This window comes from Cellulophaga baltica 18 (genome assembly GCF_000468615.2).
GTDB lineage: Bacteria > Bacteroidota > Bacteroidia > Flavobacteriales > Flavobacteriaceae > Cellulophaga > Cellulophaga baltica.
In genome coordinates, this window is record NZ_CP009976.1 from 1,594,382 (window position 1) to 1,609,060 (window position 14,679).

Below are 14,679 nucleotides of genomic sequence, written 5' to 3' on the forward strand. Positions count from 1 at the left end.
GTACTGTAATTATTCGGTAGTCGTAATACTTGTACTTGGGATTAAGCTTTTTAAATCTTCAATAGTATTGGCATCTTCTATTTTTTTATCATGTCGCCAGCGTATAATTCTAGGGAATCGCGTAGCAATGCCGCTTTTATGCCTTTTTGATAAAGCGATTCCTTCAAAAGCAATTTCAAATACATGATGTGGGGTAACACTTCTTACGGGGCCAAAACGTTCAAGTGTATTCTTTTTAATCCAAGCATCTACTTTACGGAACTCTGCATCTGTAAGTCCGGAATAGGCTTTTGCAAAAGTGACCAGCTCTTTTTCTCCTTCCTCGTTTGTATTCCAGAGCGCAAAAGTATAATCGGTAAATAAATTACTTCTTCTTCCGTGTCCGCGCATAGCATAGGTTAATACGGCATCAATTGTTAGTGGGTCTACTTTCCACTTCCACCAATCGCCCTTTTTTCTACCTACCAAGTAGGGAGAATCTTTTCTTTTGAGCATTAAACCTTCACTATGCATTTCTCGTGCCCGTTCCCTTTCTTTCGCAACCTTTTCCCAAGTGGAGCAATTTATTGTTTCTGAAATTTGGAAAGGTAGGCCCTCTATAGTTATAATAGTTTGAAATAATTTCTCTAATAGCTCCCTTCTTTCTATAAATGGTAGTTGGCGAATATCATTCCCTTCCCATTCTAAAATATCATAGGCTTTAAGGATTACGGGTGTTTTTTTTAGCAGTGCTTTAGAAACCGTTTTTCTTCCAATCCTAGTTTGCAAATCATTGAAAGTGCCGATGATGTTATTGGCGTAGGGTAAAATTTCCGCATCAATGACGGTCCCGTTTGGAATAATACCAACAAGTTTTTCTAATTCAGGATACTTATCGGTTACTAATTCTTCTCCGCGACTCCATACAAATAATTCGTCATTCCTAAATATGGTTTGTGAGCGTATACCATCCCATTTATGTTCTGCAGACCATTCTTGCACATCACCCAGATCATGTACTTCATTTTCAATAGCATAAGCTAAATAAAAAGGATATGGTTTTGATAGGTAGTCATTTTCATTTTCCTCTAATATCAGTTCTTGAAAAGTAATTGTTTTAGGATCCCAATTCCCCATCAATTTATAGGCTAATATATCCTCATTTATTTCTGTAGCTTTAGATAAGGCCTTTGTCATTAATTTTTGACTTACACCAATTCGGAAACCTCCAGTAATTAATTTGGTAAAAACAAAACGTTCATAATAATCTAATGCTTTCCAGTTGTTATAGAGGTATTCTTTTTTCTCTTCTTCGGACTTCTTTTTTAAAAGAATCATTTCTTCTAAAAATTCCGTGAGCGATTTGTCCGTTTGTAAAGGATTGGATGGAATTACTAGGGCTATAGTTTCTGCTAAATCACCCACAATATGATAACTCTCTTCAAAAAGCCATAAAGGGATATTGGATAATTCTGAAGCCCATTGTCTCAACAAGGTGGTATTTACCGGTCTTGGAGGTCTTCGATGTGATAAGATAGCGATGGTCCACACCTTATCTGTATCACTCGCTTTTGCAAAATACTCAGCTAGAGCAGCAACCTTTGTATTTGTTTTGGTTGTGCTGTCTAAGGTTTTAATAAGTGATGCAAAATTCTTCATGCGGTAAAATTCAAGCTAAGGTGTTCTAAGCAATTATTTTTTCTTCTATTTCTGTGGTTTCTTCTTCTCCGTATTGTGTTTCTTCGGTTCTGGCATCATACCCTTGTTCTCGCAAGTATCTTGAAAAGATATCTGAATAGCCATGTGTACAAATTACCTTTTCGGCACCAGTAGCTTTTATACTTTCTAATAAACCTGTCCAATCACAATGATCGCTGAGGACAAATCCTTTGTCTATTGCTCTTCGGCGTCTTGCCCCTCTAAAGGTCATCCAGCCACTGGCAGATCCTGTAACGTAAGGCACCATTTTTTTTATCCACGTACTGCCGTGTGCACTGGGAGGGGCTAGTACCATGTTGCCCAGCAAATCTTGTTTTTTGGTTTCTTTAGTGATTAGTGTTGTTGCCGGGAAATCTACCAGTGGCCGTAATACTTCGGTCATGTTTTCTATGGCACCGTGGGTGTATATTTTGCCTATATCGGGATTCAAATATTTTAATAGACGTTGCGCTTTACCTAGGCTGTATCCAAAAAGTATCGATGTTTTTCCTTCTGCTTGGTTTTCTAGCCACCAATTGTTAATAGAATCCATCACTTCCTCTTGTGGTGTCCATTTAAAGGCAGGTAATCCAAAAGTGCATTCTGTAATGAACGAATCACATTTTACGACTTCATAGGGTGTAGATATTCCGTCGTTTTCAGTTTTATAATCACCTGTAAACACCCACACTTCTCCTTTGTGTTCTACGCGTATTTGTGAAGAACCAATAATATGTCCTGCTGGGTGTAGGCTAAATTTCACATTATTTATAGTAAAGGTTTGTCCCCATGCTACTCCAGATACATTTATTTCCCCTAGTCTGTGCCTTATAATTGGTACATTTCTATGATGTGTAATGTAGCTTTTGTGTCCATAGCGGCTATGATCTGCATGACCATGAGTGATAATAGCTTTATCAACGGGTTTCCAAGGATCTAGATATACTTTGGCGACACTGCAATAAATACCTTTATCGGTAAATTGTAGTAATGGATTTTTCATAGCCTTGTGAAATTACAAAATTATTTCTTTGATGATTATTTAGATAATTGACTTAAAGTCTATTGGTAGTAAATAGTTGAGGAAACCACCGTACAACTTACTAAGAGCCAAAATAATCGGTTTTATTGTAAAAAATGACTCCTAAAAAATTATATTTGTGCTCAAATAAAAAATAGATTATGTCTTTTGTAGATTTATATAGCAGTGGCGAGCATAGAAGAAATTTAGCTCATTTTTCATCAATTGCATCTTTAGCAGCTGTAGATGGTGAAGTTAATCCTCAGGAAAAAGTTTTATTAGATCGGTTTGCTAGAAAATTAGATATTACGGATGCAGAATATGCTGAGGTTTTAAAGTCTGATAATAAATACCCTATTAATCCTCCTTCTACATCAGAAGAACGTTTAGAGCGTTTGTATGATTTGTTTCGAATTGTTTTTGCAGATCACGAGATAGATGAAGAAGAAATGACCTTGGTGAATAAGTATGCTATTGGCTTAGGATACTCTTCGGAAGCGGCAACCAAATTAATTAAGCGCTCAGTGCAGATTTTTGGTGGTCGATTAGATTTTGAAGATTACCTTTATTTAGTTAAGAAATAAGATAATATAGGAATAAAAAAAAGGGGCTTTTAGCCCCTTTTTTAGTTTCAACTTATTAAATTATGCATTTGCATTTTTCATAAATTCTTCTGCTTTTTCCACCATGTTTCGGCTACCGCAAAAGAAAGGAACACGTTGGTGTAGTTCTGTTGGTTTTACCTCCATAATCCTATTTTTTCCATCACTAGCTAATCCATTAGCTTGTTCTGCAATAAAAGCCATAGGGTTACATTCATATAATAATCTAAGTTTTCCTTCAGAAGCAACACTACTTTTAGGGTACATGTAAATACCTCCTTTGATCATGTTTCTGTGAAAATCGGAAACTAAAGATCCAATGTAACGAGATGTATAAGGTCTGTCATCCTCCTCTTTTTGGCAATATTTAATATAATCTTTTACACCTTGTGGAAAATGTACATAATTACCTTCATTTACAGAATATATGTTACCATTCTCAGGGAAACTCATGTTAGGATGCGATAGATAAAACGTACCTAATGCTGGGTTTAATGTAAATCCGTTTACGCCATCACCAGTAGTATAGACCAACATAGTAGAAGTACCATAAATAATGTAACCTGCTGCAATTTGGTTTACACCTGGTTGAAGAAAGTCTTCAATGGTTACAGGCGTGCCCACTGGAGTAACACGTCTGTAAATAGAAAATATAGTTCCAACAGAGACATTGACATCAATATTTGAAGAGCCGTCAAGTGGGTCTATAAGTACCACATATTTGTTTTGATGTTGATTGTCAAAACTATTAATACTTATAAAGTCATCTTCTTCTTCAGAAGCAATTCCGCAAACAATTTCTCTCTTTTTTAAAGTTTGTATAAACTTTTCATTAGCTAGAACATCTAATTTTTGTTGATTTTCACCTTGAATGTTTTGATCTCCTGCTTCTCCAAGAATATCTACTAATCCGGCTTTATTAACTTCGTGATTTACAACTTTAGCTGCTAATCGTAATCCGTTTAATAATCTAGATAGTTCACCAGATGAGTATTTAAAAGAGTCTTGATTTTCAATAATAAACTCTCCAAGAGTTTTGTATTGTTTAGTCATGATTGTAGTGTTTATTTACCTACAAATATCGTCTTTTTTGTGATACTACAACGTTTTCGTTCAATTTATGTTTTTTAAATTTGTAACTTCATGTTATATTTGTAACAATAAAAAAGAGGTTGGGCGCTATATTGAGAATAGAGAAATAAATCTAGCCTATGATTATTAAAATCTAAAAAAAAGAGTGATGAAATTTTCAATAAGAGAAGCAAAAAAAGAAGACATGGATCAAGTTTTATCCTTGATTAACGAGCTTGCTGTGTTTGAAAAGGAAGAAAATGCCGTTGAGGTTACTTTAGACGACTTAATTAGAGATGGTTTTGGTGCTAATCCACTATTCCACTGTTTTGTGGGTGAAGTAGGTAATGAAATTAAAGGAATGGCATTGGTCTATAATAGATACTCTACTTGGAAAGGACCTATTATTCATTTAGAGGATTTAATAGTAACGGAGTCTATGCGTGGAACTGGTATGGGAACTGCATTGTTAAATGAGGTGGTTACATACGGTCATGGCTTAGGTGTAAAAAGAATAAACTGGGAAGTTATAGATTGGAATGAACCCGCTATTAAATTTTACGAAAGTAAAGGCGCAAATGTAATGCGCGATTGGGACGTGGTTCAATTAGATGAAAATGGTATTAAAAATTATATAGCCAATATATGAGAATTTTTAAATTTGGAGGTGCATCTGTAAAAGATGCTGATGGGGTAAAAAATTTAGTGAGTGTTTTAGAGCAAGTAGGTTATGAGCATACACTAATAGTAGTTTCTGCAATGGGTAAAACAACCAATGCTATGGAAACGGTTGTTACGAGTTATTTTAGAGATAAATCTGAAGTTGCTGCTGCAATCCAAGATGTTCTTAAATACCACAATGATATTTTAATGGATTTGTTTGAAAATGACAAACATCCTATATTTAAAAAAATAAAGGAACTTTTTGATGAAGTTCAAGGATTTCTTGCGTGGAATAAATCGCCAAAGCACAGCTTTGTCTATGACCAAGTTATAGGGTATGGAGAATTGGTTTCTACCACTATTTTAAGTGCGTATTTAAATGAAGTAGGTATTAATAATACATGGTTAGATGTTCGTGATTATATTAAAACGGATGATAATTATAGAGATGCTGCTATCAATTGGGAAAAAACGCAGGAAAATATTTCAAAAGGAATTGATAAAAGTAAATTTTATATAACTCAAGGATTTATTGGCAGCGATGACAATAACTTTACCACTACTTTAGGTAGAGAAGGTTCCGATTATTCTGCGGCTATTTTAGCCTATTGTTTGAACGCCACTGCGGTTACCATTTGGAAAGATGTACCTGGAGTGTTGAATGCAGACCCTAGATATTTTGATAATGCTCAATTATTAAATCAAATCTCTTATAGGGAGGCTATTGAATTAGCTTTTTATGGTGCATCAGTAATTCACCCTAAAACATTACAGCCCTTACAACGAAAAGAAATTCCTTTACTTGTAAAGTCTTTTTTAGAACCTAAAAATGCAGGAACTACGGTGGGGAAAGGTCCTGGCATAGAGCCAAAAGTACCATGTTTTATCGTGAAAAAGAATCAAGTTTTAATGAAGTTATCTTCTTTAGATTTCTCATTCATTGTAGAAGATAGTATCAGTGAGCTGTTTAAATTATTTCATGACCATAAAATGAAAGTAGATCTTATTCAGAATTCTGCGATCAGTTTTTCTGTGTGTGTCGATAATAAATTTGGGCGCTTAAATGATTTACTAGAGATTTTAAAAAGAAAATTTAAAGTAAACCATCAAGAAGAGGTTTCTTTATATACGATTCGTCACTTTGATACTGAGGCTATTACCTCCTTGCAAAATGGTAAGGAAATTTTATTAGAACAGCGCGGTAAAGAAACGGTGCAATTAGTTGTGAAGTAACCTTTTGACTATCAATAGTAAACATGTAAAAAGTCTTCTTTTTTCAAAAAAGAAATTAAAACTTAATTGCCAAGTAACGATTTTCCTATATTAGCATTCAGGAAAATGGGTAAGATAATATGGGTTTAGTAACCGCAAAAGAAGTTGCAAAAGCAATAAATATAGATAAATATGGCTTTCTAGGCACTTTTATAGGATGGGTTCTTATGAAAGTGACTAGAATTTCTAGTATTAATCGGTTTTATGACACAATCAAACATTTAGAAGGTCAGGCCTATCCGGATGCTATTTTAAAACATTTTGATATTGATTTTCAGATTCCCGAAGAGGATTTCAAAAGATTACCAAAAGATGGTGCTTTTATCACTATCTCTAATCATCCGTTAGGAGCTATTGATGGTATTATCTTAATAAAGTTAATGATGGAATACCGTCCTGATTTTAAAATCATGACCAATTTCTTACTGCAGCGTATGGAGCCTTTAGTGCCTTATATTGTTCCTGTAAATCCGTTCGAGTCTCATAAAAATGCAAAAAGTAGTTTGTCAGGATTTAAAACTGCGCTTCAGCATTTAAGAGACGGCCATCCCTTAAGTATATTTCCTGCAGGAGAAGTTTCTACCTTAAAAGATGGAAAACTTCTTGTAGATAGACCTTGGGAAGAAGCTGCTTTAAAATTGATAAAAAAAGCAGAAGTCCCTGTTGTGCCTATTTATTTTCACGCTAAGAACAGTAGACTTTTCTATCGTTTGGCAAAATTGAATGATGTTTTTAGAACCGCCAAAATACCATCAGAGGTATTCACACAAAAGAATAGACCTATAAAGGTACGAATAGGGCAACCTATCGCGGTCAAAGTACAGAAAGAACAACAGAGCTTAGAAGAGTATACGGAGTTGCTTCGTAGAAAAACCTATATGCTTTCTAATGCCTACGAAAAGGAAGGCTTAACCGATAGAATAAGAGAGCAAATACCCACCTCTTTAAAATTGCCTAAGGCACCTCGAAAAATTGCTTCGGCCATTAGTCCAGAACTGATGGAAGAAGAAATTATTAAATTAAGAGACAAAGGATGTAGGCTATTGCAGAGCAAAAACTATGAAGTTTTCTTAGCGGTAGAGCGTGATATGCCTAACATTTTACAAGAAATAGGTAGACAGAGAGAAGTTACTTTTAGAGCTATAGGGGAGGGAACTAATAATTCTATTGATCTTGATCAGTTTGATGCCTATTACCATCATTTGTTTCTTTGGGACGAGCAAGAGAAAGCTATTGTAGGAGCGTATAGAATGGGCTTAGGCGCAGAAATATTCAAAGCGTATGGCATTGATGGGTTTTACTTGCAAGATTTGTTTAGAGTAGAGCCAGAGCTGTATGCGATGATGAGCGAGTCTATAGAAATGGGACGTGCCTATATCGTTAAAGAATACCAACAGAAACCCATGCCGCTATTCTTGCTTTGGAAAGGAATTGTACATACTACACTACGTTTTCCAGAATATAAGTATTTAATTGGTGGGGTAAGTATCAGTAATCAGTTTTCTAATTTTTCTAAATCTCTTATGATTGAGTTTATGAAATCTAACTACTGGGATCCGTATGTGGCACAGTACATAAGACCTAAAAAGGAGTTTAAGGTAAAGCTTAAAGATGCTGATAAGGAATTTGTGTTTGACGAAACTCAGGCTGATTTAAACAAGTTTGATAAATTAATTGACGAAGTAGAACCAGGAAGTTTACGTTTGCCTGTATTGATAAAAAAGTACATAAAACAGAATGCTAAAGTGGTTGCTTTTAATGTAGATCCGCTATTTAATAATTCTGTAGACGGATTGATGTATATCAAGATAGCCGATTTACCGGAAGACACGGTTAGACCAGTAATGGAAGAGTTTCAAGCAGAGCTAGAACGAAAAATGGCGGCAGGTCAAGATTTAACTACTAATGATCCTGAAAATTAAGATCTTTTGGATAGTACAAAAAAAGCCAAATCTTGCGATTTGGCTTTTTTTATTTTGAGCTGTTGTGGTGCTATTAGAACCAAGGCTTTCTTCCTACTTGGTATGTATTGTAAAATTCTTCATCAGATTTTGTTAAATAGATGATTCCTTCAATAAGACCAATAATGCCTCCGAAACCACAAGTTACTACGGATACAATAAGTTGTATAATACCTTCTTTTTGGTATCCTAATATAAATTTATGTACGCCAAAACTTCCTAAAAATATTGCTAATAATCCAGCAAGTACTTTCTTGTTTTCGTCTCCTGCAGCTGCTCCTGAAAAAGCTTCTTTTGCACCTGCTGCAAATTCATTAGCGGTTTTGTTGGCTTCATCTGCAAACTCGTTTGCATTTTTTTCTGATTTGTTTTGTTCTTCTGACATTGGTTGAATTGTTATTTGTTGTTAAACTGTGCTAAATGTAATAATAATTTCTAACTCACAGAAATTCAGCGTCTATTGGCTCCCAAAGTTCTATTTTATTGCCGTCTGGATCAAGGATCCATCCGAACTTTCCATAGTCAAACTCTTGAATTTCACCTACAATAGTAACTCCTTCCTCTTTTAAAATGGCTAACAACTCCACTAAATTTTCTACCCTGAAGTTCATCATAAATGATGATTTGCTAGGTTCATAGTAATCGGTGTCTTGATTCATTGGGCTCCATTGCGTACTGCAATCATTACCTTCTTTATCTTTCCACCAAAAAGTGCAGCCGTACTGATCTGTATTTAATCCTAAATGGTTGTTGTACCATTTTTTAATAGCATCTGGGTCTTTCGTCTTGAAAAAGAATCCACCTAAACCTGTAACTCTATTTTTCATTATTAATTGTTATTAGATCGTCACTTTAAGATGTTTTTGTAATACTACGCTATATGGGAGTTTAGAAAGCTCTTCCTTAGCACTAGCTAAGCGCTGAACTTAGCTTTAACTTTGTCTACTACAGTTTGTGCTAGTTTTATTTTAGACTCCACGGTCCATCCGCCCACATGCGGAGATAGTATCACATTTTGAGCTTTTATTAAATAGCTGAACGCCTCGGGCAGCTCATTCTCTGAAAACATGTTTTCAAATGATGCTTTTTCATATTCTAATACATCTAATCCTGCTCCTAACACTTTTCCGCTTTTTAAGGCTTCTACTAAATCTTGCGTTACAATACACTTACCTCGAGCGGTGTTTAAAATCCAAATGTCTTTACTAAAACCATCGATAAATTCTTTGTTTATCATATTTATGGTACTTGGTGTTTGCGGTACATGAAGACTAATGATATCACATTTTTGTTTGATTTCCATAATCCCCACTTGGCGTGCATTATCATCATCAACACCGCCTTTAATATCATAGCATAGTACTTCTACATCAAACCCTCTGAGTTTTTTGGCAAAAGCCTTCCCCATATTTCCGTATCCAATAATACCAACGGTTTTACCATCTAATTCTATTCCACGGTTTCCTTCTCGGTCCCATTTACCGTGTCTTACCTCTTGGTCTGCTTTATTTAAATGGTTGAAAAGAGATAAAAGCATGCCTAAAGTATGTTCTCCTACGGCATTTCTATTTCCTTCAGGAGCTGCGGCTAAGAATATATTTTTATCCTTTGCATATGCTGTGTCTATATTTTCTAAGCCGGCGCCTAGTCTTCCTATGAACTTTAGCTGGGTAGCTTTTTCTAAGAAAGTGTGGTCAAGACTAAATCTGCTGCGGATGATAATACCATCGTATAAATGTATTTTTGCTTCTACTTCTTCTTTGCTTGAGGTGTAATCTTCCTCGTTTATAAACCCTAATTCATTAAATTGTTCGATAATTAAAGGGTGATTCACATCTAAATGTAATACGCGCATTCTTGTATTTGGTTATATTTTTAGTACTAAGTTCCGTGAAAAAAGAATCTAAATATAATCAACAATTGCTGATTTTGGTAAGGTCAAGCTGTTTTTCAACCTTAAAATACGTAATTGAGATTCGATACTTCTTTTAATAACGATAGACTAATACATTTTATTTGGATTCTCTGAAGTTTTGGGTATTTGCTGAATAGCATCCCAGTGTTCACAAATTTTACCCTGAGGATCAAATCTAAAAAAATCCATCGTAACATATTGGTCGTTATCTGGCCATACTTGATGGGTGTGGAGGGCTACTAAATCATCCTGAGCGATCACTCGAACAAATTCAATAGATTTTTCTGGATACGCTAATTGCATTTTTTCAAAATAGGCGATAAAGCCTTGAGTACCATTGGCAACTGCAGGGTTGTGTTGAATGTATTCTTTTCCAACATATTTTTCAACAGCTATTTTTGGATTGCCTTCGTATGCTGTTTTATAGAAAGCTACTGCATTTTTTTTGTTCTGTTCTATAGATGTCATAATCTCTAAATATAAAGCAAGTGGGATAAGAATATACGATAATTTTAGCGCTATGAAAAATGAAATTTGTAATACAAGAGAAAAAAGCAATAGCCGATTTAAATCTGTTTGAATCAGATCTAAATCGACTATCGTTGTTGGTCCACTATAGGGTGTGGCTGTTAATGCGCAATAATAGCGCTAAATTAAATCATAGCATCTACGACGGTTTTACTATCTACAATCTGTTCAAAACTTACAATTTTACTATTTTTAAGTTTCCAGATATGTGTTACTCGTGCAGAGAATGCCTTGTTAGTTTGTTTATAGACTCCTGAGTAAGTGCCAATAGCGACAACAGTATTGTCTGTTGCCACATATTCTTCTGGGGTAAATTTATAGGCATCCCACTCAGACCCTAATCTTGAAAATACATTTTTGGTGATATCTTTTATTCCAACATAGGTACCCGCGTATGGGAAGCCTTTGGCTTCTGTCCAACGAATATCACTCGCAACAAATTTTTCTAAATTGGCTCCATTTTCTTCTGATGTTTTACCCTCGTAAGTACTTCTAATTATTTCTAAGTTTGTCATCTTTTTAGATTTTAAAGTACAACTTGACAATGCGAATAAAAGCATTGTCAAGATGCCTATTGTTAGATACCTTACCATTTCATTTCTCCAGTATTTACTTTTGCTCCAATTTGTAATGCCGTTTCAAAAGTAGCTTTTGGGTAGTGCTTTTTTAATATGGAAATTAAATCTGTGGAAGTAGGTTTTGTTTTGAGTGCTTCTTCATAAAATTGAATGTACTCTTTAGTGTGTTTTACGGAAGATAAGTTAAGTGTTGTTTTAGAATTCCCATGTGCTGGAATCACTATTGTTGGTTTTAAGGTCTCAATTTTTTCTAAAATTGATATCCATGAATTGCGAGCTTCTGTAGTTTGCGCGTCTGCCATCCATAGATGAAAATTGTCTGAAAATATATTGATGCCACCAAGAACAGCTTTGCTAGATGGGATATAAATAAAAGTTTTTGCAGGGAAATTATCTAAGCCAATTATTTCTAGTTTTTCGCCTTCTAATTCTAAAGAACTTCCTTTTAATACTTGAGGTAAAATTACATTTGTAGTGATTGCGCTACCTAATTTAGCTCCCCAAACATCCAATTTTTTTTGGGCGGTAGCCTTAATGTTGTCTACAGTAGCAGGTGTTGCATATACAGTAATTTCTGGATAGTATTTTTTAAATACTTGCAGGCCAAAATAGAAATCTGGGTCACTGTGTGATATGAAAATTGTTTTTAGATTTTTACCTGAATCTTTAATAGATTTTACAACGTTTTCTGCATCTGCCAATGTAAATTGAGCATCTATTAAAATTGCATCTTTTTTGCCAGAAACAAGTACAGAGGCAACGCCAAAGCTATTTTCCGATGCATTGTAAATCTGTAGTGTAAAATTATTCGTGGCAATTGTTTGTGTTTCTTGTGCTTCCATGTTACATAAAATTAAAGTAGTTAATACTATTGTTGAAATAAGATTTTTCATTGTATGTTGTTTTAATTTGATGCTACAAAATTGCATAGATGAACAAAAGAAAACATTGAACAAGTTCAATAAATGAAAAAACAAAAATTATTTGGAAACAGTTTTACTTCTAATTTTACTTAAAAATTCATGCGATATTCCTAGATATGAGGCCAATTGAAGATTGGTTAATTTTTGGGCTATTTGGGGGTATTTGGTAATAAAATTTAAGTAGCGATCATCTGCTGTTTGACTTAAGTTACTAATCATCCTACGCTGTAATGACACTAAAGTTTTTTGTGTCATGATTCTGAAAAGTTTTTCAATGGAAGGTATTTGCTGATAAAGCTGCTCTTTATTTTCGTGAGTTATCAATAAAGCTTCACTATCCTCTATGGCCTGTATGGATAATATAGATTTGTTTTGATTAGTGAAACTATCAATATCTGTAATCCACCAATCTTTAATAGCGAAATATAATACATGTTCTTTACCTTGAGAGTCAAGGGTGAAGACCCTGAAACAACCTTTAGTGACAAAGCCTTCAAACTTACATATTTCCCCTTGTTTTAATAAAAATTGCTTTTTAGCGATAGTTTTGGGATAAAATGCATTAGAAAATGTCTCAAGATCTGAATCATTGAGTTGAACGTTTTTTGTGATATTTTGCTTTAAAAGATCTAGAGACATTCCTTAAATATAATGCTTGTATTTTGGTTATTGCGGTATAGGAGGATGTATAAATTTAATGAAAAATTATTATTTTAATTGTTGGATTGTATGGTAAAAGTATGGCGCAATGTTCAGGGAGCTTATAAGAGCGATTTTTTTATACAATATTGGCTCTGTGGCTAATAAAGGTGCATAAAAAAAAGCATCAACTGTAGTATGTTGATGCTTTCTATAGTGCGGTGTTTTAATTTATTTTTTTCTTAATTCAAATAAATCTTTTCTGCGATCTCTTAAATTTTTTACACTTCCAAATTGATTTAACTCTCTAAGTAAATCTATATCTACATCACAGATTAATATCATTTCGGTATTTGGCGTAGCCTCTGCTTTTATTCCGTTTGCAGGAAAAGAAAAATCACACGGAGTAAAGACCATGGACTGTGCGTATTGAATGTCCATGTTATTTACTCTAGGTAAATTACCTACGCTACCAGCGATGGCTACATAACATTCATTTTCAATAGCTCTTGCTTGTGCGCAATGACGTACTCTTGAGTATCCATTTTGAGTATCGGTTAAAAATGGAACAAATAAAATATCCATACCATCATCTGCAAGAAGTCTACTTAGTTCCGGGAACTCAGCATCGTAACAAATCAAAATTCCAATTTTACCACAATCAGTATCAAACGTGCGGAGCTCAGAGCCGCCTTGCATGCCCCAAACTTTGGCTTCGTCTGGAGTAACATGTAATTTCTCATAACGCTCTGTAGTACCGTCTCTCTTGCATAAATAACCTGCATTGTACAAACGGTCATCAATAATTTCAGGCATACTTCCTGTAATAATATTAATGTTATAAGTTATAGCTAGTTCTGAGAATTTTTTAACTATTTCTGAGGTGTGCTTTGCCAACTCTCTAATGGCATCAGATTCTTTTAGGTGGTTATTCTCTGCCATTAATGGAGCGTTGAAAAACTCCGGGAATAAAGCAAAATCTGAACGGTATCCAGATACAGAATCGATAAAGAATTCTGCTTGTTGCATTAAATCTTCAAGATTTTTATAGCTACGCATCTGCCATTGAATAAGTCCAAGGCGAATAACTTTTTTATTGGTAGCAGCTTTAGTATTTGTTTTTTGGTAATAGATATTGTCCCATTCTAAAAGAACGGCATATTCATTAGATTGTGCATCGCCTTCTAAGTACCCTTTCATGATTTTTGAAGGGTGAAAGTCGTTGGAGATCTGAAAGTTTAAAACGGGGTCATGAATTTCTTTGCGTCTAACACTTTCAATATATTGTTTAGGCGAAAGTTCGTTGGAGTATTTGTGATAATTAGGAATTCTACCGCCAAAAATGATACCTCTTAAGTTTTCTCTCTCACAAAGTTCCTTACGGTAATCATATAAACGTCTTCCAAGGCGCAAGCCTCTAAATTCAGATTTTATGAATACTTCAATCCCATACAGCACATCCCCATCTTTTTTTAAGGTGTTGAAGGTGTAATTACCTGTAACTTCTCTATAGGTGTGTGGTCTGTCAAACTGTGCGTAATCTACTCTTAAAGATAGCGCGCAGCCTGCTAAATTTCCATTCACTTTTATGACCACTTGCCCCTGAGGAAAATCATTTATTAACTTCTGAATTAAATTTTCTTTCCAATAGGAGTTTTCCATATTGGGGTAGGTTTCAATCATTGCAGATTTCAAAGCTTGATAATCGTCAATGGTTAAGAATTCTAATTCTATATTTTCAATATTTCGTATCATAAGGCAAGCAATTATTGCGCAAAGATTACAACTTTTTTCAATAGTATTTATTAAAGATTTAATAAATAATGCTA

General features: G+C 34.5%; 15 protein-coding genes. 4 read left to right on the forward strand and 11 right to left on the reverse strand.

From position 1 onward, the window contains the following. Positions 1-9: 9 nt before the first annotated feature. Both M666_RS06765 and M666_RS06770 read right to left on the reverse strand, forming a co-directional pair. Positions 10-1,638, reverse strand: a complete 1,629-nt coding sequence (locus M666_RS06765; RefSeq protein ID WP_029447251.1) for an ATP-dependent DNA ligase — start codon at positions 1,636-1,638, stop codon at positions 10-12. A 25-nt stretch (positions 1,639-1,663) separates the two neighbouring features. Then, complete coding sequence (locus M666_RS06770) at positions 1,664-2,680, reverse strand: ligase-associated DNA damage response exonuclease (protein WP_029447250.1); 1,017 nt, start codon at positions 2,678-2,680, stop codon at positions 1,664-1,666. Positions 2,681-2,859: 179 nt separating this feature from the next. On the opposite strand from M666_RS06770, the gene M666_RS06775 reads away from it, so the two are divergent. After that, positions 2,860-3,282, forward strand: coding sequence for a tellurite resistance TerB family protein (locus tag M666_RS06775; protein ID WP_024482030.1), 423 nt, complete (start codon positions 2,860-2,862; stop codon positions 3,280-3,282). Between the two features lie 60 nt (positions 3,283-3,342). Here the strand turns inward: M666_RS06775 and fbp are convergent, their stop codons facing one another. Further along, positions 3,343-4,353, reverse strand: a complete 1,011-nt coding sequence (gene fbp / locus M666_RS06780; protein WP_024482029.1) for a class 1 fructose-bisphosphatase — start codon at positions 4,351-4,353, stop codon at positions 3,343-3,345. A 187-nt stretch (positions 4,354-4,540) separates the two neighbouring features. Here fbp and M666_RS06785 point away from each other — a divergent pair, with 187 nt between their 5' ends. The 3 genes from M666_RS06785 to M666_RS06795 all read left to right on the forward strand — a co-directional run bounded on the left by M666_RS06785 (position 4,541) and on the right by M666_RS06795 (position 8,228). Next, a complete protein-coding gene (locus tag M666_RS06785) occupies positions 4,541-5,020 on the forward strand; it encodes a GNAT family N-acetyltransferase (protein WP_024482028.1) in 480 nt (159 codons plus the stop codon). After that, the gene (locus M666_RS06790; RefSeq protein ID WP_024482027.1) at positions 5,017-6,267 is read left to right on the forward strand and encodes an aspartate kinase; all 1,251 of its coding nucleotides are present in this window, start codon (positions 5,017-5,019) and stop codon (positions 6,265-6,267) included. The genes M666_RS06785 and M666_RS06790 overlap by 4 nt, the downstream gene beginning before the upstream one ends. Before the next feature lie 119 nt (positions 6,268-6,386). Continuing rightward, positions 6,387-8,228, forward strand: coding sequence for a lysophospholipid acyltransferase family protein (locus M666_RS06795; RefSeq protein WP_029447249.1), 1,842 nt, complete (start codon positions 6,387-6,389; stop codon positions 8,226-8,228). 73 nt (positions 8,229-8,301) lie between these two features. On the opposite strand, the gene M666_RS06800 is transcribed toward M666_RS06795, so the two are convergent. From M666_RS06800 to M666_RS06835, 8 genes are all read right to left on the reverse strand, one after another. Then, positions 8,302-8,652 carry a TM2 domain-containing protein gene (locus M666_RS06800; RefSeq protein WP_024482025.1) on the reverse strand — a complete coding sequence of 117 codons (351 nt, stop codon included), beginning with the start codon at positions 8,650-8,652 and terminating at the stop codon, positions 8,302-8,304. A 55-nt stretch (positions 8,653-8,707) separates the two neighbouring features. Next, positions 8,708-9,094: a VOC family protein gene (locus M666_RS06805; RefSeq protein WP_024482024.1), complete on the reverse strand. Its 387-nt coding sequence runs from the start codon at positions 9,092-9,094 to the stop codon at positions 8,708-8,710. A gap of 86 nt (positions 9,095-9,180) precedes the next feature. Then, complete coding sequence (locus M666_RS06810) at positions 9,181-10,122, reverse strand: 2-hydroxyacid dehydrogenase (protein WP_024482023.1); 942 nt, start codon at positions 10,120-10,122, stop codon at positions 9,181-9,183. A 147-nt stretch (positions 10,123-10,269) separates the two neighbouring features. Further along, on the reverse strand, positions 10,270-10,650 hold the full coding sequence (locus M666_RS06815) for a nuclear transport factor 2 family protein (protein ID WP_024482022.1): 381 nt from the start codon (positions 10,648-10,650) through the stop codon (positions 10,270-10,272). Between the two features lie 185 nt (positions 10,651-10,835). Continuing rightward, positions 10,836-11,225: a nuclear transport factor 2 family protein gene (locus M666_RS06820; RefSeq protein ID WP_024482021.1), complete on the reverse strand. Its 390-nt coding sequence runs from the start codon at positions 11,223-11,225 to the stop codon at positions 10,836-10,838. A 71-nt stretch (positions 11,226-11,296) separates the two neighbouring features. After that, positions 11,297-12,181 (reverse strand): MBL fold metallo-hydrolase, encoded by an 885-nt coding sequence (locus M666_RS06825; RefSeq protein ID WP_039325304.1) that lies wholly within the window; start codon positions 12,179-12,181, stop codon positions 11,297-11,299. A gap of 87 nt (positions 12,182-12,268) precedes the next feature. After that, positions 12,269-12,850, reverse strand: coding sequence for a Crp/Fnr family transcriptional regulator (locus tag M666_RS06830; protein ID WP_024482019.1), 582 nt, complete (start codon positions 12,848-12,850; stop codon positions 12,269-12,271). A gap of 231 nt (positions 12,851-13,081) precedes the next feature. Next, positions 13,082-14,605 carry a carbon-nitrogen hydrolase family protein gene (locus M666_RS06835; RefSeq protein ID WP_024482018.1) on the reverse strand — a complete coding sequence of 508 codons (1,524 nt, stop codon included), beginning with the start codon at positions 14,603-14,605 and terminating at the stop codon, positions 13,082-13,084. Between the last annotated feature and the right edge of the window lie 74 nt (positions 14,606-14,679).